The sequence below is a fragment of the Microbacterium ulmi genome (assembly GCF_011759705.1).
GTDB lineage: Bacteria > Actinomycetota > Actinomycetes > Actinomycetales > Microbacteriaceae > Microbacterium > Microbacterium ulmi.
In genome coordinates, this window is the sequence record NZ_JAAOZF010000001.1 from 981,409 (window position 1) to 1,007,797 (window position 26,389).

The following is a 26,389-nucleotide window of genomic DNA, read 5'->3' on the forward strand; positions in this document are numbered from 1 at the left end:
ATGGCCGCTCGCCTCACCGTGAGAGGGATCGGCCCCGGATCATGAGAACCCGAGCTCATCGAGCGCGACGCGGAGTTCATCGGCCTGACGCTGCAGCTCAGCCTCGGGAGTCTCCTGAGGCGAGTGGACGAGATCCCACGGAAGCGGGCCTCCCGGCGCCGGATCGCTCCAGTAGCGCGTGACGATCCGTGTGTTCAGATGAGGGACCAGATTGCCGAGCGTCATGACGTTCAGCTTCAGCGGTCGATAGACGCGCTGGACGGCTCGCGACGTGATGACCACCTCTCGCCAATACCCATCCACACCTTCGGGCGTCGCTTCGAAGGGCTCGGCGATGTGACCCCGGCGCCACACCAGCTGTACGTGCCCGGGCGCTTGCGGCCGGCGGTCCAGGTATACCTCGGCGAAGCCTCCCGTCAGGACATGGACCGCCTCGGCGTGGCTTCCGCCACCGATGCGGGCGCAGTAGGCGCACCCTTCACCCGAGCGCCGTGCGGGCCAATCCGCTGGCCAGCGGACCGATGCGGTCGTCACCACGGCGCCCTCCGCTCCATCGACGGCGCTCATCCCGCGACCTCCGAGAGCAGCGGGTCCTGCTCGATGGCCCCGCGCAGCTTCACGGCCTGGCTCTGCAACTCCTCCTCGGTGAATCTCGGTTCGAGATACAGCGAGCGCCACGGGATGTTCCTTCCCGGCGCGGGGTCTGCGTCGTGCCGCGGAAAGACGTAGGTGTGCAGGTGGGGCGTGATCGAGCCCATCGATGAGATGTTGAGCTTCACGGGCTGGAACACCGTATGCACGGCCCTCGCCAGCGCCGTCACTTCTCGCCAGTACCGCCTCGCGCTCTCGTCGCTCGCTTCGCCGGGCTCGGCGATGTGGGCGCCCTTCCACAACGCCACGCTGTAGCCGGCGAGCCCGCGTGTCGCCCGCTTCTCGAGGTAGACCTCGCTCTCGGTCCCCTCCCACACGAGCAGCCAGTTGAGGCGGATCCAGTCGTTCGGTCCCTTGTTCTCCCTGTCGCAGAGCTTGCAGTCCTTGCCTGCCACCCGCTCGGCGTAGTCGGCCGGCCACTCCGCCGGGCCCATCTTGTCGATCGTGCTGTCGTCCGACACGTCGCTCTCCGATTCCGCAGTGGTGCCGCTAGAAGACGGCGATGGGATTGATGAAGCTCCCCGTGGCCTTGGGCAACGCGATGGGTGCCATGGTGAACAGGAACTCCCAGCGCGCCAGTTCGGCGCAACGAGCGGCGAGCGACTCGACATCGGGGTAGTCCACGAGGATCAGGCCCATCGAGGGGATCGCGATGCGATGCAGCGGGAGGTGGTTGAACCGCTCGCTGGGGTGGTTCTGCTCGATGCAGTCTCCGCCGTAGACCGCGACCTCGCGCTCGTGAAGCCACTCGATCGTGTCAGGTGTGAGTCCTGCGAACTGGCCGGTGAAGATGTTGCCGTATCTGCCGGTCGCGCGCTCGAACTCCAGGTAGCCGATGTGCAGGAGAAGCACGTCACCGCTCTCGACGCGAACGCCCTGGGCCTGCTCTGCGGCTTCGAGATCGCTCACCGTGACCCCTTGATCGGGCTCAAGGTAGGGCACGCCGCGGGTGCGCGCGATGTCCAGGAGCACGCCGCGTGTGAAGATGCCGTGCCGCTGCGCGAAAGACGACCCGAAGGTGAGCCCCTTGGGCTGATAGACGTCTTCCGCACGCCGCCCGTTGTAGACACGACCCTCGAAGTTGTTGTGGGCGACGGCATCCAGGTGGGTGAACGCGCGACCGTGCGGTGCACCGCCGAAGTAGTCGAGAGCCGACGCGGATGGATTGGCACGCGACGCGGCGACCATGAAATGCACGGGCGGCGAAGGATTCGCAGGTGTCTGCTCCGTGGACAGGGGTCTCGCGAGTGAGAGCGTCTCACCGAGCGCGACGAGCTTCGCTGCCGCCACGCGCTTCTCGGGTGTGATGTAGTTCAGGGTGCCGAGCTCGTCGTCATCCCCCCATCTCCCCGTGTTCGAGACCCGGTCGAACAACTCGAGCAGATCGTCTTCGGTGTACTCTTTCGGCCCCGACTCAGGCATCGCGCACTTCTCCTTCTCTCATGTGATCAACGGATCTCTCGAGGGCGGCACCGGCGGCTCGTCTGTCCGCGCGCACTCGGCGGGCCTGCCCGGTCATGTTCGTGTCCCTCCTCGGTCGGCCTCGGAGAGATGCTCGACCGTCACGCCGGTCTCGGTGATCGTTCGCGTGACGTCGCGGCCCCCGTACGCCCAGTAGATCGACATGCGGCCCTCTCCTCGGTTGCGGAAGAAGTGCGGGACTCCCGCGGGGACCCACGTGACGTCTCCCGCGGCGAGCTCGAAGGTCTCGCCGGCGATCACGACCTGCGCTTCGCCCTCCGTGATCACGACGGTCTCCTCCACGTTGTGGCTGTGCAGCGGGATGCCCGTCCGGGGCTCGAACCGCGTGATGCCCGTCGTGAGGAGGGCGCTCGTGCGGTTCCACTTGCCGACCAGGGGCACCGTGACGATTCCCGCTCCTCTGTCGAAGAGCGCGATCGTGCCCTGCCTCAGAACCATCGGCTCCTCACGTCGGCCGGCCTCGACCGGCAGCTGCGGATCTCCGGCGCTCGACACGCGCATGCTCCTTTTCGACGCTCCTCCGCTCATCTCGACGCCCTCTCCCGAGCGGCCCGCTCGGATCCATCGGGGGGGAACTGGAGGAGTATCGCGCGCTCGTCCAGATAGTCGTGGATGGCGAACGCGGGACCTTCCCGCGTGTTTCCCGAGTCGCGCACGCCGCCGTACGGCTGCTGGTCGAGGCGAAACGTCGGTGACTCGTTGATGTTCACGCCTCCGAACGAGAGCTCCCGTGCCGCGCGCAGCGCGCGGGACAGGCTGGTCGTGAACACGCCCGCGTGCAGTCCGTACCGACTCGCGTTCGAGAGCGCGATCGCCTCGCCGAAGTCGTCGTAGGTCTGCACCGCCAGAACGGGGCCGAACACCTCCAGCTCGCAGACCTTCATGGCGGGTGTCGCACGATCGATGATGGTGGGCAGAAGCGTGCCGTCGTCGTTCACTGCTCCGCCTGTGCGCACGCGCGCCCCCTCGTCGACCGCCTGGCGGATCCAGGAGAGCACCCGGTCCCGCTCCTCCGGTCGGATGAGCGGGCCGACGTCGGTCGCCTCGTCGAGCGGATCCCCCGTGACGAGCGCTTCCGTGCGCGCGACGAGGTCACCGAGGAACGACTCGGCCACCGACTCGTGCACGTACAGACGCTGGGCCGAGATGCAGGACTGACCCGCGTTGGCGAACGCGGTCGCCGCGACCCTGCCGGCGGCGAACTCGAGGTCGGCCGTGTCATCGACGATGACGGGAGAGTTCGAGCCGAGCTCGAGCAGCACCGTCTTCTTCGGACTGGCGGCGGCGAGCCCGTAGCCGACCTCTGTCGAGCCTGTGAAGGTGAGCACGCGAACGTCGTCGCTCTCGACGAAGACGTCGCCGATCTCACGTGCAGGACCCGTGAGCACGCTCAAGAACTCTCGCGGCCAGCCGGCCTCCAGCAGGATGGCCGCCAGCTCGAGGGCGACGAACGGCGTCTGCCCCGCAGGCTTCAGCACGACCGGGCAGCCCGCCGCGAAGGCGGGCGCCAGCTTGTGGCACACGAGATTGAAGGGGAAGTTGAACGGCGAGACGGCGGCGACGACGCCTTTCGGGTGAAGCGTCGTGAAGCCGAGCTTGTCGGTGCCCGACGGCGCGGCCGCGGTCGGGATGACGTGTCCCGCGAGCCGGCGCGCTTCGACCGACGCGAACATGAGCGTCTCGGCGCCCCTCTCGACCTCGGCCCTCGCTGCGCGCAGCGGCTTTCCGGCCTCCTCGGCGATGCACGTGGCAAGCGACTCCTCGCGCTCGCGCACGAGTGCGCTGGCGGCGGCGAGGATGTCGGCGCGGTGGTGGTCCGGCGGGGCGCCGCCCGCGCGATGAGCAGCCGCTGCGATCGCGATGGCTCTCCGGGTGTCGTCGGCCGAAGCGCGACCGACCTCGCCCACGACGTGCCGATCGTACGGACTCAGAACCACGTCATGCTCGCGGGTCTGCACCCACTCGCCGCCGATGAGAAGCTCACCTCTGCGCATCAGCGCTCTCTCCCGTCCATGTCGATTCCAGCCGTCGCCGTCTGCGCGTTCAGCGGCGTCCTGTCGGCTCCGAGTCGTGCGGCGAGCGAGACGAGCTCGTCGACGACGTCCGCTGCGATCTCCACGCCGTGGGCTACGGCATCCGCCCGCCGTTTCGGGAGCCGTGAACCCGGGATCCGAACCCCCTCCCCGCCGGGCGCGGGAACGGAGCGAGTGAGCTCCCTGATGCGTTCGTCCATCTCACGCCGGAACTCGTCGAGAGGCCGAATCGTGTCGGGGCGGATGACGAGCACCGCCTGACCCGTGTTCGTCGGGCTCTTGTCGTCCTTGTTGAAGTCGACGATGTCGCTTCCTGATGCCGCTCCCCCGAGCACGCCCGCAAGCGAGGCGATGACGAGGTTGAGCCCGAACCCCTTGTATCCGCCCATGGGCTGAAGCAGTGCCCCCGCGGACCGACGGGGGTCGGTCACGGGCGCGCCGCTGCGGTCGATCATCCACCCCTCGGGAATGCTCTCGCCGCGCCGGGCGGCCAGCTTGACGCGGCCGTAGGAGGCCACCGTCGTCGCCATGTCGAAGACGATGGGAGGCTCCTGGCCCGCGGGGATCGCGACCGCGAGCGGGTTCGTGCTCATGAGCGCGTCGAGCCCGCCCCACGGCGCCATGTGCGGTGCATTGCCGACAGCCATGTAGACGCCGATCATGTCGTGCTGGAGCGCCATCGAGGCGTAGATGCCGCCCGCGCCGGCGTGGTTGGAGCGTCGTACGCTGACCCATCCGACTCCTGTGCTGCGCGCCTTCTCCACGGCGATCCCCATCGCCCGAGTCACTATGACGTGACCGAGCCCGTTGTCACCGTCCAGGAGCGCCGTCGCCGGCGTCTCGCGTTCCACCCGGATCGCGGGTCGCAGGTTGTAGCCCCCGGCCTCGATACGCCGGATGTAGGCGGGGACTCGCACGACGCCATGGCTGGGGATGCCGCGCACGTCTGCTTCGACGATCCGCTCGGCGGCGACCGCGGCGTGTCCGCGATCGGCGCCGGCCGCGACGAGCACGTCCTCGACCAGTGCGGTCACGTCGTCGATCGGGAATCGGTGCACGGGCCAGACCTCACCTTCGAACTTCGGCGTTCAGGGATCGAGACTCTTGAGCCGCCGTTCGGGTGGGCGGCCCAAGAGCTCTCTGCAAGACCAGAGTTGTATACAGTTCGAGTTCTGTCAAGGGGCCGCCACGATCGAACCCCGGCGAGCCAAGGAGCTTCCGGTGTCGGGATCCTCTCTCGGTCGCCCGTGCAAGATGCGAGTCATTGCCGCCATTTCACGGAGAACAAGGGACCGCGCGGCGATCATCGGACACCGTGCCGCCGGATCGCGTTCGAAAGGGGGAGGCTTCACCGATCAAAAGATGTGCTACAAATTGTATGCATCCTGATGCTAGGTTCGGAATGCAATCGGAACGCGCAGAGTGGCCTTCTGAGGAGTCCCTGCCTGCGCTTTGGTGCCCTTGCGGCTGTCAGACCAGCGATCGGAGACCTCTTGGCCATGAGCAGACGACTGCTGATCACCGGCGGGCATCTCCTCACGATGGATCCCGCGATCGGTGAGATCCCTGTCGGGGACGTTCTCATCGAGGACGACACGATCGTGGAGGTCGGGGCAGGCCTCGAGGTCGACGCCGCCGAGCGCGTCGACGCGACAGGTCAGATCGTCCTTCCGGGACTCATCGACACCCACCGTCACACATGGCAGACAGCATTGCGGGGCTTCGGTGCCGACTTCACGGCTCAGGAGTACCGCAGCTGCATCCGGGGAAGCTTCGGAATGCACATGCGCCCCGAGGATGTGTACGCGTCGACCCTCCTGGGCGCGCTCGAGGCGCTCGACTCGGGAATCACGACGATGGTGGACTGGGCGCACATCATGAACACGCCCGAGCATGCCGACGCGTCGATCGACGCACTCGTCGACTCCGGCATCCGCGCCGTGTTCGGCTACGGCACGCCCAACGACGACGAGACCATGGAGTGGTACCAGCAGAGCACGCGGCACCACCCGCCCGACGCACGTCGGATCCGCGAGGGGCGTCTCTCCTCCGACGACGCGCTCGTCACGATGGCGCTTGCCACGCGCCCACCGCACATCGTCACTCGAGAGACGATGATCAACGACTGGCGTCTCGCGGACGAGCTCGGCCTGCGCGTCACGACGGACGGCGGACTCGGCGGCGGTTCGTGGAACGGCGTTCTGTGGGGCCCCGGCGGCCACGAGCCCATTCGCGCCCTCGCGCGCGAGGGTCTGCTGAACGAGCGGACGACCTTCGTCCACTGCAACAACATCCCCGACGACGAACTCCGCCTGATCGCTGATGCAGGCGCGAGCATCTCCATCTCACCCGACTCCGAGCTGCATGTCGGGCACTGCTTCCCCGTTACGGGACGAGCCGTGTCGCTCGGCATCCGCCCGTCCTTGTCGATCGACATCGTCATCCAGGTGGCGGGCGATCTGTTCGGAGCGATGCGATCGATCCTGGTCAGCGATCGCGGGGAAGTCGGCGCGCGTCACTATGCCGAGGGCTCCGGCCCGGCGTCGTGGGAGATCACGACGAAGGACGTGCTCGAGTTCGCAACCGTCGCGGGCGCGTCGGCCGTCGGCATGGCGAGCCGGACAGGCTCGATCTCCCCGGGCAAGAAGGCCGACCTCGTCCTGCTCGCCCCGGGCGCCCTCAACCTCGAGCCCATGAACAACGCGATCGGCCTCGTCGTGCTTCAAGCGCACCCAGGAAACGTCGAGAGCGTGTACGTCGGCGGAAGAGCCGTGAAGCAGAACGGATCGCTCGCAGCGCCGCTTCGCGAGCGCGCGATCGCACTCGCGCGCTCGAGCCGGGACCATCTGTTCGCGAGCGCCCGGCTCGAGCCGGGATGGGGTTACAAGCCGCTGCTCCAGCCCCAGTGGCGTTGGTAGGCGCACCACGGCCGCGATGATCAGGCGCTCGGCGCTCCTCGCCGCGATCGCGGCGGTGGTCACCGTACTCCTCGTCCTCCTGCACATCCCCTCACCGTTCCTCTTCGGAGGGCTGGCAGGTGGTCTGGTCTGCGCATTGCTCGGCTGCGCTCCCCGGATTCCACAGATCACCATCTCCGTGGCTCAAGTCACGGTGGGCATCTCGGTGGGTGCCCTGATGTCCGGCGGACTGCTCGTCACGTTGCGCGATCGGGGCCTGACGATCCTCGTCGCCACCGTCACGACGGTCGCCGCGAGTCTCGTCGCGGGCCAGCTGCTGCGCCTCCACCACGGGGTGTCCTCGACCACCGCCAGCTTCTCCTCGATCGCCGGCGGTGCCGTGGGCGTCGTTGCGACCGCACGAGATGCCGGTGCGGACGAACGCATCGTCGTCACAGTCCAGTACCTGAGGGTCCTCGCCGTGATCCTGACGATCCCTGTCGTCGTGACCCTGCTCGGAGCCCCGTCCTCCGGTCAGCGCGCCTCCCCGCCGGCACTCGATCTGCTGGCGGGCCTCGAATGGAGCGATCTGCTGTTCACCGGAGCCGGGCTCGCCGTCGGCCTGTTCCTCGTCCGCCTCCTACGCTTCCCTGGGAACATGGTGCTGCTCCCGATGGCCGCGACCACGCTCCTGTCGCTCGCCTGGCCCTTCGGCGCGGTCTCGATCCCCGAGCTCCTTCTCAGCGCGAGCTATCTCGTGATCGGGGCGCAGGTCGGTGTGAAGTTCACCCGCGCATCGCTCGCGTACATCGCTCGCCTCCTCCCACTCGCGGTCGCGCAGATCATCGCCACCGTGGGCGCCTGCTTCGGGGTCGCGCTCCTTGTCACCCGGATGACGGGCATCCCGCTCGTGGACACCTACCTCGCCACGACCCCGGGCGGCCTGTATGCGGTGATCGCCGTCGCGCTCGCCAGCGACGCCGACGTCGGCTTCATCTTCGCGACGCAGGTCGTGAGGCTCTTCCTGGCTCTCGCCCTCGTCCCGCTTCTCGCCTGGATGGGGCGGCGGAGACGCCCCGACGGTCCGTCGCAGTCAGGTGCCGGGTGATCCGAGTCACGCGTCGACGACGAGCGTCCGGCGCCGGGTGAACGCGCGCGCAGCTCGATGCAGGAGATCCAACCGACTAGGGACGCTTCTTGGGCGAGACCCGGTAGGTCTCCTCCGGGTCGGTGACGGCGACCGGGGCGAGCGCCGCATCGATCGCCGCGAGCGTGTCGGCGTCGAGCTTCACGCCGGAGGCCTTGACGTTGTCCTCGAGCTGCTCGGGGCGCGACGCCCCGACGAGAGCCGCCGCGACGTTCGGGTTCTGCAGCACCCACGCGATCGCGAGCTGCGGCATCGTCAGCCCCGCCTGCGCGGCGACGGGCGTGAGCCTCTGCACGGCCTCGAGCACGTCGTCGCGCAGGAAACGCTCGATGAAGCGCGCGCCGCTCTTCTCGTCGGTCGCGCGCGATCCCTCGGGCACCGACCGGCCGGGGAGGTACTTTCCCGACAGGACGCCCTGCGCCATGGGCGACCAGACGATCTGCGAGATGCCGAGCTCTTCCGAGGTCGGCACGACCTTGCCCTCGATGACGCGCCACAGCGCGGAGTACTGGGGCTGGTTCGACACGAGCTGGAATCCGAGCTGCGTCGAGAGGGCGTGTCCGTCTCGCAGCTGCTCCGCGGTCCACTCCGAGACGCCGATGTAGAGCGCCTTGCCCTGGCGGACGACGTCGGCGAACGCCTGCATCGTCTCCTCGAGGGGAGTCTCATAGTCGTAGCGGTGCGCCTGGTACAGGTCGACATAGTCGACGCCGAGGCGCTGGAGGGAACCGTGGATGCCGTCGAAGATGTGCTTGCGGCTCAGTCCCTGGTCGTTGGGCCCCTTGCGGCCGACCGGCCAGTAGACCTTCGTGAAGATCTCGAACTCTGCGCGATCCAGGCCTCCCAGCGCCTCACCGAGGACGACCTCGGCGGCGGTGTTGGCGTAGACGTCGGCGGTGTCGAACGATGTGATGCCGAGGTCGAGGGCCTTGTGCACCGTCGCGATCGCCGCGTCGTGCCCGACCTGCGAGGCATGCGTCACCCAGTTGCCGTACGTGATCTCCGAGACCTTGAACCCACTGTTGCCGAGGTAGCGATAGTCAACCATTCCTCAACGCTAGCGGCGGGACGGATGCCGCGGCCCGGGATCTCACACCTCAAGCGGGGTCGCCGCGGCGATCGCGGCATCCTCCTCCGTCGCGACGAGCTGGCCGCACGCGCCGTCGATCTCCTTGCCGCGCGTGTCGCGGAGGGTCGTGGGGATGCCGGCCTCGTTGAGACGTCGGACGAACTCGTTCTGCACCTGCACCTCGGACGCCGTCCAGATCGAGCCGGGCGTCGGGTTGAGCGGGATGGGGTTGACGTGCACCCAGCCGCGACCGCGGGCGTTGAGCTTCTCCGCGAGCAGGTCGGCCCGCCAGCCGTGGTCGTTCATGTCCTTGATGAGGGCGTACTCGATCGAGACCCGCCGGCCGGTCTTGTCGAAGTAGGCGCGGGCCGCGTCGAGGGCCTCGTCGACCTTCCACCGCGAGTTCACCGGGATGAGCTCGTCGCGGAGCTTGTCGTCGGGCGCGTGCAGCGACAGCGCGAACGTGACCGGGATGTCCTCGGCGGCGAGCTTCGTGATCGCCGGGACGAGCCCGACCGTCGAGACCGTGATGCCGCGCGCGCTCATGCCGAGTCCGTGCTTCTTGTCGGTCATGACGCGGACGGCCTGCATGACGCGGGCGTAGTTGGCCAGCGGCTCGCCCATGCCCATGAACACGATGTTCGAGACGCGCTCGGCGGAGTGGTCGTCCTTCTTCTTGCCGCCCAGCCCGCCGTCTGCGATGAGACGGTTGGCGCGCACGACCTGCTCGATGATCTCGGCCGCCGACATGTTGCGGGTGAGGCCCGCCTGTCCCGTCGCGCAGAAGGGGCAGTTCATTCCGCAGCCGGCCTGCGACGAGACACACAGCGTGATGCGCCCGGGGTAGCGCATGAGCACCGACTCGACGAGCGCGCCGTCGTGCAGCTTCCACAGGAACTTGATCGTGTCGCCGCGGTCGGTCTCGAGGCGCCGCACCTCCGTCAGCAGGGGCGGCAGCATCCCGTGCACGAGCTCTTCGCGGCCCTCGGCCGGCAGGTCGGTCATGTCGGCGGGGTCGTGCGTGTAGTGCGCGAAGTAGTGCTTCTCGAGCTGCTTCGCGCGGAAGCCGGGGAGCCCGAGCTCCGTGACTCTCGCGACGCGCTGATCGGGCGTGAGGTCGGCGAGGTGTGCCGGCGGCTTGCCGCGCTTCGGCGACGCGAACTGCAGGAGCGGGCGGCCCTCGGCATCCTTCTTCTGCGTCCAGCCCTCCGTCGCGGGGCGCACCTGTCGTGCGGGAGGGGGCATGGCGGTCATGCACTCAGGGTAGGGGACGAGCCTGCGTGAGCGCTGGTGAGAGCGGATGCCGCGCCCCGCCGCAGCCCGGACGGATGACGCCGCACGGCGACGCGCGACGATCGGGTCCGTTGCCCATAGCGCAGAGCCGCCGTTGTCTGAGATATTTCTCATCTAGACGCCGAGTACAGCGACCAGCCCCACCCCTCCCGGTCGCGACCCGTCGCCGCAAAAGGAGGCGACTCCGCTGAGCGGGCACATCACGGCTTCAGCGCTGAGCCCTCGACTGCTCCACGGGCTCGCAGACGACGCGCCGCCCCGACTGCGCGTCGAGGGGACGGCCGTCGTCATCGACATCTCGGGGTTCACGGCGCTGTCGGAGCAGCTGGCGGCATCCGGACGCGAAGGCACCGAGCAGCTCATCGCGACGCTGTCGCGCATCTTCACGGTGCTCCTTCCCTCGACGGACGACGGGGGCGACATCGTCAAGTTCGCCGGGGATGCGCTGTTCCTCCTGTTCTCCGGGCCGGAGCACGCGAAGCACGCCGCGCATGCCGCGTGGAACATGAACCGCGTCCTGACCGCGATCGGCGACATCCACCTCCCGATGGCCCGCGCGAGGCTCCGGATGTCGGTCGGCGTCCACAGCGGGACCTTCGAGTTCTTCCTGACCGGAGCCGACAACGTCAGCGTCGTGCTGACGGGGCGCGACACGACGCGCGTGCTGGCGCTGCAGGCGGCAGCGGACGCGGGCCGCATCCTCGTGAGCGACGAGACCGCCGCGCTCCTGCCGGCGACGCAGATCGCGAAGGAGGAGTCCGCGCCCGGCGCGCGGAGGCTCCTCAAGGCGGGCTCCGTCGCGTCGGCCTCGCTCATGGCGCTGAGTGTCGGGCGGACGGCGGCGGCGGAGCGGTTCCTGCCGCGCGCCTTCGCGCAGCGCCCCGATCTGCTCGACTCCGAGCCCGACCACCGCTGGGCCGCCATCGCGTTCGTGCAGGTGGACGCGATCGCGGGCGAGCCGACGGCCGACGACGTCGAGCGGATGCGGCATCTCACCCGCGTCGTCGAGGAGGCCGCCGTCGACACGGGCGTGACGCTCCTCGACGTCGACCCTGCGCCGGGAGGCTACCGCTACTTCCTCACGGCAGGCGCCCCGACGACGGCCCAGGACCCGGAAGGCCGGCTCATCACGGCGGTCCTGCGGATCGTGCGCGCGGCGGGCGACGACCGCGTGCGCGCGGGCGTGACGTCGGGGCGCGTCTTCGCCGGCTTCGTCGGGGCGCAGTACCGCCAGACGTACACCGTGATGGGCGACCCGACGAACCTCGCGGCCCGGCTCGCCGCGCGGGCGGCCCCCGGCACCGTGCTCGTGGCCCGCTCCGCCCTCGAGCGCACGAGCCGACCGTTCGAGACGGAGGACGCAGGCACCCTGACGGTCAAGGGGAAGACGCAGGAGATCCCGGTCGCGATCGCGACGGGGATCGGCGGCGCGACCGAGCTCGCCGTGCAGCGGGCGCCGTTCTCGGGGCGCGAGCGCGAGCTCGCCCGGCTGCGCGATGCGCTCGCGGATGCCGCGGCAGGCCGCGGCATCCTCATGACGGTGTCCGGCCCGGCCGGCATCGGCAAGACGCGTCTGGTCGAGCACGCCCTCGCCGAGACGCCGTTGCCCGTCCTGCGCGCACGCGGCGACCGGTACGGCGCGAACACGCCGTACCGGACGCTGCAGACGCTGCTGCGGCCGCTGCTCGGCATCCCCGCGTCGGCGACCGCCGCGGAGGCCGGCGCGGAGCTCGCCGCTGCGGTCGGCGCCCGCGCCCCCGACCTCGCGCCCTGGCTCCCCCTGCTCGCCCCCGCCTTCGACGCGGAGGCGCGGGAGACCCCCGAGTCCGATGCCCTCGACGACGCGTTCCGCGCCGAACGCACGTCCGACGTGCTCGCGCGGTTCATCGCGGTCGCCGCGGTCGAGCTCGGGGTCCTCGTGATCGACGACGCGCAGTGGGTCGATCCCGTCTCGGCGGGCGTGCTCGACGCCGTCGCGGCCGCGGACTCGACGCACGCGATCATCCTCGTGCGGCGCGACGAGACGGGCGGCCTCGGACCGCTCGGCGACGTCGTCGCGCTCGGCGGCCTCGGCGAGACCGAGGTCCGGGACATCGTCGAAGCCGTCGCCGGCCGCAAGCTCCTCCCGGCCGACGCGAAGCCCCTCATCCGCAGGGCCGACGGCAATCCGCTGTACGCGATCGAGCTCGCGACGGGCCTCGCGACGGGAGACGACTCCCTCGGCATCGAGCAGCTCGTCGGGGAGCGCATCGACCTCCTTCCCGAGCACGAGCGCAGCGTCCTGCGCCGAGCCGCCGTGCTCGGCACCCGCATCCCGCTCGGGCTCTACGTCCGATGCGTCGGCGCGCCCTTCATCGTCGGCGGCCTCGGCGCGTTCCTCGAGCTGGGTCCGGAGGCCGTGTCGTTCCGCAGCGAGCTCTTCCGCGACGTCGCGTACGACCAGCTCACGTTCCAGACGCGCCGCGAGCTGCATCGTGCCGCCGCGGCGGCGCTCGAGGCGGATCCCTCGGTCGGAGGGGCATCCCGCGCCGTCATGCTCGCCGCGCACTACGAGGCGGCCGGGGACTGGGAGGCGGCGCAGGATGCCGCACGCCAGGCCGCCGAGGCGGCGACGCAGGCGTTCGCGCTCGAGGAGGCGGTGCGGGCCTACCGCGTCGCGGTGGAGGCTGCGAAGCGCTCGGGGGACGGCGACGAGCTCGCCGACCTGCTCGAAGCGCTCGGTCGCGTGAGCGTCGCGGGCGGATGGGCGAAGGAGGGGCTCGAGGCGTTCTCGGCCGCGCGCAAGCTCCTCGTCGACGCCATCGCCCGCGCACGCGTCGACCGTGAGCGCGCGTACGCGCTCACTGTCCTCGGCCGGCAGACGGAGGCGGTGCGCGCGCTGCGGGCGGCCCGGCGGGCGCTGACCGGCGCGGGCGAGGAAGGACGGGCGATCCTCGCAGCCGTCGACGTCACGGAGGCGGGCCTGCGTCTGCGGCAGGCGCGCTGGAACGACGCCCGCCGCCTCGCGGAGGGCGCGATCACAGCGCTCGACGGCCGCGCGTCGAACGACACCGAGACGCGCGTCCTCGCCGACGCCCTGCGATACTCCGACATCGCGGCGGGCGAGGTCGAGGGCGACGCCGGCATGGTCAACCTTCCGCGCGCGCTCGAGCTGTACGACCGCGCGGGCGACGAGCTCTCCAAGTCGAAGGTGCTCAACGTGCTGGGCGCGCGCGCGTACTATCGCGGCGACTGGACGACGGCGGCGGTGCTGTACGGTCAGGCGGGAGCCGCGGCGGAGGCGGCGGGCGACGTCGTCGGAGCCGCGATCGAGTCGGCGAACGCCGCCGAGATCCTGGTGGACCAGGGTCGCATCGACGAGGCCCGGCCCCTCATCGCCGAGTCGCTGCACGTGTTCGAGGCATCGGACAACCCCTACCTCGTCTCCTTCGCGACAGGGTTCCTCGGTCGCGCCGCGCTGCGCGCGTCGGACCCGGATGCCGCGCGCGCGGCGTTCGCGAAGGCGGCCGCGGGCTTCGCCGAGCTCGGCGAGCAGGACTCCGCGATCGACGCCCGGATACGGCTCGCGGAGGCCGCGCTCGACGCACGCGACGCGCCCGCCGCCGCCGAGGTGCTCGAGACGGTCCAGGACGCCGACGCGGCGGGGCCTTCGCTCAGCCGCCTGCTCCGGCAGCGGGCGCGGGTCGCGGCGGCGCTCGGAGACGCGGCGGAGGCGCAGCGGCTCGCCCTGGAGGCGCTCGACGTTCCCGCGTCGCCCCCGTTCGAGCGCGCCCACTCGCTCGCCCTCCTGACGCGCCTGTCCGCAGGCGGCTCTGCCGACGCGCTCCTGCGCGACGCGCGCGCGATCCTGCTCGGCCTCGGTGTCGTCGACCCCGAGGCGCTTCTCGCCCCTGCCGTTCCCGGCGTCCGCGGCGACGTGACCGACGCCTCCGAGATCCTTTCCCCGACGGAGTCGACGCGATGATCCAGGCAGTCCTCCCCCGGCGCGCCGTCGCCACGACGGGCATCGCCGCGCTTCTCCTGGCGGGGCTCGTGACGGTCGCGGCACCGGACGCGCCCGCCGCCGACGCGGCGCCGCTGCCGGCCGGCGCGGAGACCTTCGAGGTCGCGGGGGGTCAGGGCGGAGCATCCGACAGCGTCTTCCTGACCGCGGACGCGCAGCGGGTCGTGTTCACCTCGACGGCCGACGACCTCGTCGCCGGCGACGCGAACGGCCTGCCCGACGTCTTCCTGTCGACGGCGGCGCAGGGCTCGGACGACCCGTTCTCGGGCACGCCGACGCTCGTGAGCACCCCAGACGGCCCGGTCGGCGCGGCACGCGCGAACGGCGCGAGCGACGAGGCCGTCGCGAGCATGGACGGGCGGATCGTGGCCTTCACGAGCAGCGCGACGAACCTCGTCGACCTGCCGAGCACGGGCGACGGACGCACGTACGTGTACGTGCGCGACACGCTCAAGAACACGACGTTCCGCATCCAGGGCTCCGCCGAGCCGAACGGGTCGTCCTCGCGGCCCGATCTGAGCGACGACGGCCGCCGGCTCGTGTTCACCTCCGACGCCGACAACCTCGGCGCACCGGGAGACGACGTCAACGGCGCGCAGGACTCGTTCGTCGTCGACCTCGACGCCGACGGCGACGGGACGTACGGCGACCTGGAGCTGGTGCGGCTGTTCCCCGGCGCGACGGTCCCGACGGGCACGCGCGACGCCGTGATCAGCGGCAACGGCCGCGTCGTCGGCATCCTCACGCGCTGGTCGCCAGAGGGCGGGTCCGTCTCGGACCTCGACACCCTGTACGCGCTGACGCTCGATCCCGGGGAGCTCGGCTTCCTGCCCGGGTCGACCTGGATCGCGACGCGGGTGCTCGGCCGCGCCTCGATCGACGCGACCGGCCGCGCCTTCGCGTACGTGCAGGATGCCGCGTGCGGCGAACAGCCGACCGTCATCGCCTCGGCTCTCGGATACTCCTCCGGCGCGTTCTCGATCGCGGTGGGCACGATCGGCGCGGACCAGCGATCGGGCTCCGTCGCCGATCCGGTCATCTCGGCGGACGCGAGCACTGTCGCGTGGACGACGACGGTCCCCGCATTCGACTTCGGCAACGGCGGAGTCCCCTCGCCGCCGCTGCCCGAGCCCGTCGTGCGGATGCAGCGGCCTTCGTGGTGGGACTCGATGGCCACCGAGCAGGTGCCGTGCAGCGGCATCCTGTTCGGCGAGTGGTACGACGTCGCGGAGGGGTCGCACGCGAGCCTCTCGGCGTCGGGTCGCACGGTGGCGTTCCAGACCCCCGGGCCGGGGCGGATCCACGTCGTCGACAGCCACTCGAACGACGGGCTGTCGATCGCGAACACTCAGGGCCAGATCATCGCGCCGTCGTTCGTCACGGAGGTGCCGATCTCGAGCATCCCCCTCGCGTCGCTGCGCGGCTATGCGGCGACGCTCGCCGACTCGCCGATCTACCGGCTGCCCATCTACCGGCTGCCCATCTACCGCCTGCCGATCTACCGGCTGCCCATCTACCGGCTCCTCGTGGACGACTCCCCCATCTACCGCCTGCCGATCTACCGGCTCCCCATCTACCGGCTCCCGATCTACCGGCTGGACCTGCCGGGCGGCTGGCCGCAGGTGCTCGAGGGCACGCCGTTCCAGGGCGAGCTGATCCAGACCGTGACCCTCGACGACGTGCTCGCGTGGGCGAACGAGAACCCCGGGACGGATGCCGGCATCCGCATCCGCTCGCTGACGCTCGTCGACGTCGGACTCGAGGGGAGCGGCCTCGACTCGCTCAGCCTCGCCTCCTACGCGCTCGGCGGAGCACGTGTGGCCGACCTTCCGATTCCCGGCACGGGGTCGACCGCGGCGCGCTGGCAGGCGCGCATCGACGCTCAGGGACTGCAGATCCGCGTCGACGACGACACCGTGCTCGCCGAGCTGGACGCCGCAGGACTCGACATCGCCGCATCGGGCATCGACCTGCTCTCGCTGAGCGGCCTCGACGACGACGTCATCGACGACACGCTCCTCGGGTCGATGCAGATCGACCCCGCGCTTCTGCCCGGCACGCCGCTGGGCGACCTCGACGTGACGACGCTGGACGCGTCGGCGCTCACGGCCCTGTTCGGCGACGCCGGCATCACGGGAACGCTCGCCGCGCCGTCGGCGCCCCTCCTCGGCACGGCGACCTTCGGCGACCTCGCGAAGGGCGCCTCGTCGCTCACGTTCGGCACCGTGCTCTTCTCGCTGCTCGACGCGGAGAGCTATCCGTGGGAGCAGGTCGCGGCGACCTCGATCGACCCCCGCGCCGCCTCCCGCGCGACGGGAATGTCGTGCGTCGGCGGCGCACGCTGCGGCACGACGGCGCCGTTCCGGTTCACCTTCGACGCGGGGCCGGGCGACCCGACAGGCTTCGAGGCGCCGACGGCGAGCATCACGCTGCCGGCGGGCACCGTGCCGATCCTGCTGGTCGCGCGGGGATCGGGTCCGTACACGGCATGGAACGACGCCGCCCAGTACGACGGCCCCCTGACGACCGACGGGCAGCTCGTCACGGTGCCCATGGCCGACACGCAGGCGGGCACCGTCTTCGAGCTGGACGCGACGTACTCGTTCTCGACCGTCGTCGGCCACCCGCTGGCGACGGCCTCGCTCACCTCGGGAAGCCAGCGCGTCGAGAGCGCCCTCGGCGGCGAGCAGCCTCTCGCCCTGTGGGACGACCCCGAGCACAACTGGTCTCCGGAGACGGGATGGCAGCCCGGCCACGAGGGGGTCGTCCTGAAGGAGGGCACGCTCTACTACGAATGGATCTCGCCCGCCTGGCTCGACAACGACGACAACACGGGCCAGCCGATCCAGGGCCCTGCAGGCGACGAGGACTTCTATCTCGTCGACGCGCCGCCCCCGGGCAAGCGGCTCGTGATCTCGACGAACGCGAGCGACGGTCAGGTGTCGCTGTCGCTCTACGGCAGCCGGGGCGCCGACCCCGACGCCGCGAGGCTCGGGCTCGCCGACGCGGGCCCCGTCCCCGGCACTCTCGTGACCGAGCAGACCGGCGCAGCCGACGCCCCTGCCGAGGCGGGGGCGGACGCGGGCACCGGCATCCCAGGGCAGGTGCTTCTCGATCAGTCCGTTCAGAGGGGCACGGGCCGGGCAGAGGTGGAGGCCGCCTCCACGGATGCTGCGGCCGGCGAGCGGCTGCTCGTCCGGGTCGCGAGCGGCGATGGCCGCGCGAGCTCGTCGATGTACTCCCTGCGCGTCCAGTACATCGCGGAGCCCGTCGAGTCGGTGTGCAGCCCGTGGGTGCCCGTCCCCGCGGAACAGGCTGGGCGGATCGGCGTGAGCGATCCCGTCACCGACGACACGAACACGGTCTACCTCATGGACACGCAGCGCTACGGCGACACGTACGGCGCCGACGGCGCCGACGCCGTGCGCGAGGCCCTGGAGGAGCTCACGGGAACGGGCCGGGTCGACGAGTCGACCGTGCAGGGCGCGGTTCTCTCGGTCGACGCCGACGACCGCGTGCGCGCCGCCCGCTCGATCCTCGACCAGAACCCCTGCTCCATGCAGGCGCGCCGCGGGCTCACGGCGGCGATCAACACATACGTCGCAGAGCAGCTGGGCGACCGGAGCGACCGGATCCGCTCCGTCGTGATCGTCGGCGGCGACGACATCGTCCCGATGGCGCCGGTGCCGCAGCACACGAGCCAGTTCACGGAGCAGAGCCACGCGGCCGACCTCCGGCTCGCAGAGCCGATCGGCGGCGGCGCCTGCCCGGCCGAGGTCGCGCCCGGCGCTCTCGACGCGTGCGCGACGCCGCTGTCGGCGGCGGCCGCGGCATCCGACATCCTCACCGACGATCCCTACGGCCTCGCGAACGCCTACCAGTCGCTCGGCGGGTTCCTCTACGTCCCGACGACGGCCCTCGGCCGGCTCGTCGAGACGCCGGACCAGATCCGGGCGACCGTCGAGCGCTTCATCGACGCGGAGGGCGTGCTCGAGGCGGACTCGACCGTCACGGCCGGATACGGCGCGTGGAGCGAGCTGCCCGACGACGTGACGACGGCGCTGTCGTGGCGGTCGACGTCGAACGCCACGCTGGGATCGACGGCCGAGGACGGCACGTGGGACCTCGACGACGTGACGGGCGCGCTCTTCCCCGGCGAGGACGAGAGCCCCGCCGTCGTCTCGATCAACACGCACGCCGACGAACGGCGGATGCTGCCCGGTGTCCCCGGGGCGGAGAAGGGCGTCTTCCAGGATGCGGACCTGTTCACCTCCGGCTCCGTCTCCGATGCGGATGCCGAAGACCTCGCGGGCTCGCTCATCTTCCTCATCGGCTGCCACGCGGGCAACGACCTGCCCACCGCGTACTACGGCGAGGACTCCCTCGACTGGGTGGACGTCTTCTCGCGGGCGGGCGGCTACGTCGGCAACACGGGATACGGCCTCGCCAACAACGTCACGACGGCGCTCGGCGAGCGCCTGCTCGCCCTCTACGCGGACTGGATCGGCGTGGAGGCCGACGGGCGGAAGGTCTCGGCATCCGAGGCCCTCACCTACGCGAAGCAGTCCTACCTCGGCGGGCTCGGCCTGTACTCGGGCTACGACGAGAAGGTCCTCATGGGCGCCGTCTACTACGGCCTGCCGATGTACACGTTCGCCGACGCCGCGACGACGAAGACCGCTCCCGTCCCCCGGATCCCGGCCGAGCTCGCACCGCTGCGGACGTCCGACGACGGGCTCTCGTCCGCGTCGCTGTCGCTGACTCCCGCGTTCCAGAAGCGGACGGTGCAGGATGCCGCGGGCAAGGACGTGTCGTACCTCGTCGCCGACGGGCAGAGCCCCGCCGTCGTGGCGGGCCAGCCCGTGCTGCCCAAGCTCGTGTCGCAGCTGCGCGCGGAGGAGGGCCTCACGCCGCGAGGCGTGCTGATCTCGGGCCTCACGTCCGAGATCGAGAGCGGCGTGACCCCCGCCATCGCCCAGCCCGGAGTGGGGGTCGACCAGACGAGCGCGGACCGCACGGGCGCCGCGTTCCCGTCGAGCTTCGCGACGATCACCCGGCAGGACACCCCCGACGGACCCGCCGACTTCGTCGTCGTGACACCGGGTCGCGTCCAGGCCCCGCGCGGTGGGGCCGTCGGCACGGGGGCGCTCGAGCGGTTCACGCGGCTCGATCTCGAGATCGTGTACGCAGACGAGACGTCGGACGACACGACGCCGCCCGCGATCTCGGGCATCGACACGTCGCGCGGCTTCGAGTTCCGCGTGGACGGGACGGGCTCTGCCGTCGCTCGCGGCATCCTGCTCGTGCAGTACGAGGGCGACACGCAGTGGCTGCCGCTCAGCGCCACGATCTCGGCCTCGGGGGCGGGGCGCGTCCAGCTGCCGGACGACGATCGCGCCTACCGCTGGATCCTGCAGGCGGCGGATGCCGCGGGCAATGTCGCCGTCGACACCAACCGGGGACAGCTCCCCGTCGAGGACGCGCCGGCGCCCGTGCTCGAGGTGGCGGGCGCCGCCGCGACGGTCCCGCTCGGCGAGGCGCTGCGCCGCGCGGTCGAGGTGACCGATGCGACGGCGGGCGACGCGCTCACCGCCCGGCTCGCGCTCGAGGCGACGGACGGATCGGCGGTCGGAGGCGGCTCGATCGTCCCCGTCGTGACGGGCGACGACGGCAGGACACGTGCCGTGATCGATCAGCGCTTCACGACGCCGGGCGCGTACATCGCCACGCTGACGGTGTGCCGCGGGCGGGCGTGCTCCGACCTGCGGATCGAGGTGAGCGTCCCGCTGCCCAACTCCGCGCCGACGGCATCCGTGACGCTCACGTCCGACACGGATCCCGTCGAGGCGGGATCGCGGCTCACGGCCCACGCGGTCGGCGCCGACCCCGACGGGGATGCCGTCACGCTCGCGTACGCGTGGACCCGCAACGGCGCGCCCCTTGCCGATCAGAGCGGCTCGACGCTCTGGCTCGCCGAGGTCGGCGCGACGCCCGGCGACGTCATCCGCGTCACCGTGACGCCGTCCGACGGGCTCACGGAGGGCCATGCGGCGGCGGCCGAGGCGACGGTGGCGACGCCGCCCCCCGTCCCGCAGATCTCGGCGAGCGCGACGAACGCCTCCGGCGCGTACGTGGAGGGCTCGTGGAGCACGACGCCCGTCACGGTCACCTTCACGTGCTCGGGCATCGCGGCACTCGACTGCAGCGCGCCGCAGACGGTCTCGGCCGACACGGGCACGGCGGGAGTCGTCGTCACAGGCACGGTGCACGACATCCTCGGCCGCACGGCGACGACCTCGATCCGCGTGCACGTCGACGCGACGGCGCCGGCGCTCGCGCCGTCGGTGACTCCGCCGACGGTCGCGCAGGGCGGGACGGCGACCGCGACGGCGAACGCGACGGATGCCGGCTCCGGCGTCGCGACGCAGTCCTGCGACACCCCGCTGACCTCGACCCCCGGCCCCGCCTCCGTCGCGTGCCGCGCGACGGACAACGCGGGCAACACGGCGACCTCCGCGGCCGTCTACACCGTGCAGGCGCCGAGCGCGAAGACGTGCAAGGGTGTGCTCGACCGCACGGCCCAGATCCCGCTCGAGGCCGACGGGTCGAGCGTGTTCCTGCGCACGTCGGGCGTGCCGATCACCTTCCGCGCGTGCGACGCCGACGGCAAGCCCATCGGCACGAAGGGGTTCGTCAGGTCCGTGACCCTCGTCTCGACCACGACGCTGCCGAAGAACGCGAAGATCAACGAGCTCTGGTACATCCCGATCACGGGCTTCGTCTATGTGAAGGCCGCGGACGCCTGGCTCGGCCAGATCTCGACCGTCAAGCTCGCGGGCGGCAAGAAGTACACGTACAAGGTCCTCCTCGCGGACGGCACGTCGTTCACCTTCACCTTCGGAGTCAAGTGATGGCTGAATCCGACCGCGACCCGGGGGCACTGGCGGCCGACATGCTCGCCGAGGTGCGCGAGGAGATCGACCGCGCGGACCAGAAGGCGTCGCTGCTCATCGGCAGCCTCGGCATCGCGTTCAGCATCGTGCTGAGCGGAGTGCTGAGCGGCTCGTGGAGCCCCGCCTCCCTCGGGCCCGCCGCGACGGTGCTCTGGTCGGTGTGCGCCGTCGCGGCCGCCGGCTCCGTGCTCGCCGCCGCGCTCGCGGTCTGGCCTCGCCTGAGCCGCGCTCCGGGGTCGGGCGCGATCACCTACTGGGGGCAGATCCGGCAGTTCGCCTCTCCGGAGGAGGTGGGCGAGGCGCTCCTGGAGCGCGGGCTGCAGCCGCCCGAGCGGACGTATCAGCAGCTGCTGGTGCTCTCGGCGCTCGTGCAGCGCAAGTATCGCGCGATCCGCTCGTCGATGGTCCTCGCCGGCATCGCGTCGCTGCTCGTGGTCGCGTCCTTCCTCTTCGCGATCTGACCGCCCCGGGGGGCATAGGCTGGCGCCGTGGGCGCGGGGGCCGAAGTCACGATCCGCGACATCCGCGTCGAGGATGCCGGCGAGGTCCTGACCCTGCAGCGTGCGGCCTTCGTGCAGGAGGCGCTCATCTACGCGACGCCCCGCATGGCGCCGCTGACGCAGACGCTCGACGAGCTCACGGCCGAGCTGCACGACAACCTCGGGCTCGTGGCGCACCTGGGCCCCCGCATGGTCGGGGCGGTCCGCGCGCGGCGCGACGGAGCCCTGCTGCTCGTCGGCCGCCTCGCGATCGCACCGGACGTGCAGGGCCTCGGGATCGGCTCGAGGCTCCTGAGCGCTGTCGAAGAGCGCGGGCGCGGGGCCGGCGCCGCCGAGGCCGAGCTGTTCACGGGCTCGCTCAGCGCCGCGAACCTGCGCCTCTACGAGCGCTCCGGCTACGCCGAGGCGCAGCGCGTGCCGGGGGACGACGGCATCGAGCAGGTCTTCCTTCGCAAGCGCCTCTAGGAGACGACGATGGATGCCGCGACCCGCGCCGAGCTGGATGCCCTGCGCGCACGCGCGTACGGTCCGGCAGCCGACATCCAGGCCGATCCGGGTGCGATCGCGCGCCTCGAGCTGCTGGAGCGGATCGTCCACGGCGCAGCCTCGGCATCGGCCGGGCGCTCTCCTCCGGGCACGCGCGCCGGCGACGGGAACGATCCGTGGGCCGGAGAGCCGGCGACCCGGCCGCTCGACGGCGGGATCGGGGACGCGTCCGGCGATGGCGTCGGCGTTGCCCGTGACCCCGGATACCCGCGCGACCCCGGCGACCCGCGCGACCCCGGATACCCGCGCGACCCCGGCGACCCGCGTGACCCCGGATACCAGCGCGACGCCGGCGACGAGGGCGTCGAGCCGGCGCGGCGGCGGCGCACCGGCCGCACCGCCGTCGTGGGCGCTGCGGCCGTCGCCGCGCTGCTGATGGGAGGGTGGGCCGTGTCCGCGCTGCGGGCGGCACCGGATGCCGAGCCCGCTGCCACCGCAGAGCAGGCGTCGTACGGGCTTCCGGAGGGTGCCGTCGTGCTCCTCACGCTCCCGATGGACGGGCAGTTCGGCAGCTACGGCACGCCCCCCGAGGGCGAGGTCCCCGACTTCCCCGTGCAGGGGCGCCTGCGCTGGACCGACTACCTCGGCGACTACTACGGGAGCGAGCTCTGGATCGGAGGGATCGACCGCGGCACGTCCGACATGCTGTGCATCGTCCTGGTGCACGCAGATGCGACGCGGGGCCGATGCGAGCCGCATGGCCGGTGGGAGCGCGGAGCGCTGTTCGTGCCGGTGCCCTACGCCTCGATCGATCCGGCCGAGCGCCCCGACGGGCTCGGCCTGGGTCAGAGCCTCGGTTTCTGGTGGGCCGCCGACCGCTCCGTCTACATCGTCCGAGGAGCGGCCTCGCTCATCGAGGGGACGCAGGCTGCGGCATCCCCTCACCCGGCTCGTTTCCGCGCGCCCGCCGACTCGATCCTGCTCCTGCGCGTGCCGGTCGGCGGGTCGATCGACGGAGACGAGAGCATGCCCGCGGCCGGCATGCCGCGGGTTCCTGCACTGTGGGAGGTGCGGTGGGCGCGAGCGCTCGGCGAGTTCTACGGGTTCGGCCTGTGGCTCGGCGCCGCCGAGGTCGACGGCGGAGACCGGCTGTGCATCGTGGTCGCCGGCACCGGCACCGCCTACGTCAAGAGCGCGTGCGGGCCTCGCGAGGGCTGGGAGCGCGGCGGGCTGTTCGTGTCCGTCCCGTACTCCCAGATCGATCCGGACGAGCTGCCCGCCGGCCTCGCGTCGGGTGAGCGCCTGGGCTTCTGGTGGACGCCCGACGACAGCGTGCGGGTGCTCGGCGGCGGCTCCCGCCCCGCCGACGCCTTCGGCTGACCGGCAACCGCACTATCGTTGCTGCGTGGTCCCGCCCGACAGACTCCTCGCCTTCTCGCTCGCCGCCCTCGTGCTGATCGTCATCCCCGGACCCGCGGTCCTGTTCTCGGTCGGCCGGACCCTGGCGCTCGGCCGTACGGGGGGCCTGCTGAGCGTGATCGGCGTCGCGCTCGGGCTCATCCCGATCGTGGGAGCCGTCGCGCTCGGCGTCGGGGGCCTCGTCGCGCAGTCCGTCCCGCTCTTCGTCGCCCTCAAGGTCGTGGGCGCCCTGTACCTCGTGTACCTCGGCATTCAGGCGATCCGCCATCGCAAGGATGCCGCGGCCCCCGTCGGCCCGTCGACGCTGCCGCGCTCGCACGGGCGTCAGCTGCTGCAGGGCTTCGTCGTCGGCATCACGAACCCCAAGACGATCGCGTTCTTCGTCGCGGTGCTTCCGCAGTTCGTCGACCTGCGCGCCGGATCGGTGCCGCTGCAGATGCTCGAGCTCGGACTCGTGTTCGCCGTGATCGCCGTCGTCTCCGACGCCGTGTGGGTGTTCGTCGCGGCCGGGGCCCGCGCGTGGTTCGCGCGCTCGCCGAAGCGCGTCGAGCGGCTCACGGCGACGGGCGGCGGCATGATGATCGGGCTCGGCGGCATCCTCGCGGTCAGCGGCGACCCGCACTGACGGGCATCGGCCGCGCTGATCCTCGTCAGCCCAGGAAGATGTCGGGGAACAGCTCGTCGTCGGGCGTGCCCGGGACGGCGGCGTACCCGGAGAGGTCGGTAATGCCGGCATCCCGCAGCACGTCCTCGACGATGAGCGTCTGCCCCGTGTACTCGCGCGACGGCTCGAGCAGCACGTGGTAGGCCGCGTCGGCGTAGATCTCGGGAGTGCGGCTGACTCTCATCATGGCGTCCCCGCCGAGCGCGAACCGCACGGCGGCCGTCGCGATCGTCGTCTGCGGCCACAGCGTGTTGGCCGCGATGCCGAGCTTCGCGAACTCGGCGGCCATGCCGAGCGTCGCCATCGTCATCCCGTACTTCGCAAGCGTGTAGCCCGTGTGCGCGCCGAGCCATTTCGGATCGAGGTTGAGCGGCGGCGACAGCGACAGGATGTGCGGGTTCGGCGCGTCCTTGAGGATCGGCGCCGCCGCGCGGCTCAGCATGAACGTGCCGCGCACATTGACGTCCTGCATGAGGTCGTACTTCTTCGCCGGCAGGTCGAGCGAGCGAGACAGGTCGATGACGGACGCGTTGTTGACGACGATGTCGATGCCGCCGAACTCGCCCTGGGTCTTGAGCACCGCCTCCGTGATGTCGTCGTCGTTGCGCACGTCGCCGACGATCGGGAGCGCGCGGCCTCCGGCATCCTGGATCTGCTCTGCGGCCGAGTGGACGGTGCCCTCGAGCTTGGGGTGCGGCGTGCCGGTCTTGGCGAGGAGGGCGACGTTGGCGCCGTCGCGCGCGGCGCGCAGCGCGATCACGAGGCCGATGCCGCGGCTGCCGCCCGACATCAGGATGGTCTTGCCGGCCAGTGTCTTGTCGGTCATGTCGGTCACGTCGGTCATGTCGGTCACTTTCACAGTTCGTCACCTCCGCCGAGTCCATCCCGCCTCGCCGAGTCCATGCCGTTCATGTGGCGATGAGGGGTGGATTCGGCGGAGGAGGGTGGACTCGGCATCGAGGGGTGGGCAGGGAGGGCTGGAGAGAGGGGTGGGCAGGGAGGGGGCGGGTCAGGATGTCGCGCGCTTGCGGGATGCCGCGGCGAAGGCCGCCACCCGGAGCCTCGACTCGTCGGTCTCGAAGCGTGTGCCGATCGTCGACGCCTCGTCTGCGAGGTTGTCGGCGAATGCGCGCGCCGCGCCGGTGCGGATGAGCCGCTTGGCCTGCCCGAACGCGGCCGTCGCGTTGTCGAGCCAGAACCGCGCGACCTCCGCGGCGCGGGATGCCACGGCATCCGGGGCAGCGACCTCCGTCACGAGGCCCCAGTCGAGCGCCGTCTCGGCGTCGATCGTGATGTCCTGCAGCAGGAGCTGCAGCGCGCGCCTCTGGCCGATCGCCGCCGGCAGCAGCGTCGAGACGCCGAGGTCGGGCGTCAGTCCGATATTGGCGTACTTCGAGACGAACGTGGACTTCTCGGAGGCCACGATGTAGTCGGCGGTCAGCATGAGTCCGAGGCCGCCGCCCGCGACGGCGCCCTGCACGGCGGCGACGATGGGCTTGTCCGACTCGACGAACGTGCGGATGCCGTCATGGATGATGTGCGCGGCGCCCGTGATCTGCGCGCCCGCCGCGCCCGACGTCGCCATCGCGACGACGTCGCCGCCCGCGCAGAACGCGGGGCCTGCGGCATCCAGGAGCACGGCTCCGACCGACGCGTCGGACGTGACCTCGTGCGCGACGTCGCGCCAGCGCTGCCCCATCTCGAAGTCCATCGCGTTGAGGTATGCGGGACGGTTGAACGTGACGCGGGCGAGCCCGCCCTCGACGCTCAGGAGGATCGAATCGCTCATGCT

Annotated in this window: 18 protein-coding genes; 8 read left to right on the forward strand and 10 right to left on the reverse strand. The window is 71.2% G+C overall.

What is annotated here, in order from left to right:
* Nucleotides 1-39 precede the first annotated feature (39 nt).
* From FHS08_RS04720 to FHS08_RS04745, 6 genes are all read right to left on the reverse strand, one after another.
* The gene (locus FHS08_RS04720; RefSeq protein ID WP_167035985.1) at nt 40-567 is read right to left on the reverse strand and encodes an HIT family protein; all 528 of its coding nucleotides are present in this window, start codon (nt 565-567) and stop codon (nt 40-42) included.
* Nucleotides 564-1,112, reverse strand: a complete 549-nt coding sequence (locus FHS08_RS04725) for an HIT family protein (protein WP_167035988.1) — start codon at nt 1,110-1,112, stop codon at nt 564-566. Before FHS08_RS04725 ends, FHS08_RS04720 begins: the two co-directional genes overlap by 4 nt.
* Before the next feature lie 28 nt (nt 1,113-1,140).
* Nucleotides 1,141-2,073 carry a cyclase family protein gene (locus FHS08_RS04730; RefSeq protein WP_167035991.1) on the reverse strand — a complete coding sequence of 311 codons (933 nt, stop codon included), beginning with the start codon at nt 2,071-2,073 and terminating at the stop codon, nt 1,141-1,143.
* A gap of 93 nt (nt 2,074-2,166) precedes the next feature.
* Nucleotides 2,167-2,628 carry a cupin domain-containing protein gene (locus tag FHS08_RS04735; protein WP_341800305.1) on the reverse strand — a complete coding sequence of 154 codons (462 nt, stop codon included), beginning with the start codon at nt 2,626-2,628 and terminating at the stop codon, nt 2,167-2,169.
* A 29-nt stretch (nt 2,629-2,657) separates the two neighbouring features.
* Nucleotides 2,658-4,127 carry an aldehyde dehydrogenase family protein gene (locus FHS08_RS04740; RefSeq protein ID WP_167035994.1) on the reverse strand — a complete coding sequence of 490 codons (1,470 nt, stop codon included), beginning with the start codon at nt 4,125-4,127 and terminating at the stop codon, nt 2,658-2,660.
* Nucleotides 4,127-5,200, reverse strand: a complete 1,074-nt coding sequence (locus FHS08_RS04745; RefSeq protein WP_167035997.1) for an Ldh family oxidoreductase — start codon at nt 5,198-5,200, stop codon at nt 4,127-4,129. Before FHS08_RS04745 ends, FHS08_RS04740 begins: the two co-directional genes overlap by 1 nt.
* A 465-nt stretch (nt 5,201-5,665) precedes the next feature.
* Here FHS08_RS04745 and FHS08_RS04750 point away from each other — a divergent pair, with 465 nt between their 5' ends.
* A complete protein-coding gene (locus tag FHS08_RS04750) occupies nt 5,666-7,084 on the forward strand; it encodes an amidohydrolase family protein (RefSeq protein WP_167036001.1) in 1,419 nt (472 codons plus the stop codon).
* A gap of 16 nt (nt 7,085-7,100) precedes the next feature.
* The gene (locus FHS08_RS04755) at nt 7,101-8,171 is read left to right on the forward strand and encodes an AbrB family transcriptional regulator (protein WP_167036004.1); all 1,071 of its coding nucleotides are present in this window, start codon (nt 7,101-7,103) and stop codon (nt 8,169-8,171) included.
* Nucleotides 8,172-8,247: 76 nt separating this feature from the next.
* Here FHS08_RS04755 and FHS08_RS04760 read toward each other — a convergent pair whose 3' ends face one another.
* On the reverse strand, nt 8,248-9,258 hold the full coding sequence (locus tag FHS08_RS04760; protein ID WP_167036007.1) for an aldo/keto reductase family protein: 1,011 nt from the start codon (nt 9,256-9,258) through the stop codon (nt 8,248-8,250).
* A 42-nt stretch (nt 9,259-9,300) separates the two neighbouring features.
* Complete coding sequence (rlmN, locus tag FHS08_RS04765) at nt 9,301-10,533, reverse strand: dual-specificity RNA methyltransferase RlmN (RefSeq protein ID WP_167036010.1); 1,233 nt, start codon at nt 10,531-10,533, stop codon at nt 9,301-9,303.
* A 334-nt stretch (nt 10,534-10,867) separates the two neighbouring features.
* Here rlmN and FHS08_RS04770 point away from each other — a divergent pair, with 334 nt between their 5' ends.
* The 6 genes from FHS08_RS04770 to FHS08_RS16795 are packed head-to-tail and all read left to right on the forward strand — an operon-like array spanning nt 10,868 to nt 24,558.
* Nucleotides 10,868-14,536: an AAA family ATPase gene (locus FHS08_RS04770; protein WP_341800405.1), complete on the forward strand. Its 3,669-nt coding sequence runs from the start codon at nt 10,868-10,870 to the stop codon at nt 14,534-14,536.
* Entirely contained in the window at nt 14,533-21,486 is a 6,954-nt protein-coding gene (locus FHS08_RS04775; protein WP_167036016.1) for a hypothetical protein, read from the forward strand. The genes FHS08_RS04770 and FHS08_RS04775 overlap by 4 nt, the downstream gene beginning before the upstream one ends.
* Nucleotides 21,486-21,989, forward strand: coding sequence for a Pycsar system effector family protein (locus tag FHS08_RS04780; protein WP_167036019.1), 504 nt, complete (start codon nt 21,486-21,488; stop codon nt 21,987-21,989). Before FHS08_RS04775 ends, FHS08_RS04780 begins: the two co-directional genes overlap by 1 nt.
* Before the next feature lie 27 nt (nt 21,990-22,016).
* The gene (locus tag FHS08_RS04785; protein WP_167036022.1) at nt 22,017-22,493 is read left to right on the forward strand and encodes a GNAT family N-acetyltransferase; all 477 of its coding nucleotides are present in this window, start codon (nt 22,017-22,019) and stop codon (nt 22,491-22,493) included.
* A gap of 9 nt (nt 22,494-22,502) precedes the next feature.
* Complete coding sequence (locus FHS08_RS16790; protein ID WP_167034298.1) at nt 22,503-23,894, forward strand: ICP22 family protein; 1,392 nt, start codon at nt 22,503-22,505, stop codon at nt 23,892-23,894.
* Between the two features lie 25 nt (nt 23,895-23,919).
* Entirely contained in the window at nt 23,920-24,558 is a 639-nt protein-coding gene (locus FHS08_RS16795) for a LysE family transporter (protein ID WP_167036025.1), read from the forward strand.
* Between the two features lie 25 nt (nt 24,559-24,583).
* Here the strand turns inward: FHS08_RS16795 and FHS08_RS04800 are convergent, their stop codons facing one another.
* A complete protein-coding gene (locus FHS08_RS04800) occupies nt 24,584-25,441 on the reverse strand; it encodes an SDR family oxidoreductase (protein ID WP_424960788.1) in 858 nt (285 codons plus the stop codon).
* A 165-nt stretch (nt 25,442-25,606) separates the two neighbouring features.
* Complete coding sequence (locus FHS08_RS04805; RefSeq protein ID WP_167036028.1) at nt 25,607-26,386, reverse strand: enoyl-CoA hydratase/isomerase family protein; 780 nt, start codon at nt 26,384-26,386, stop codon at nt 25,607-25,609.
* Nucleotides 26,387-26,389: the final 3 nt, after the last annotated feature.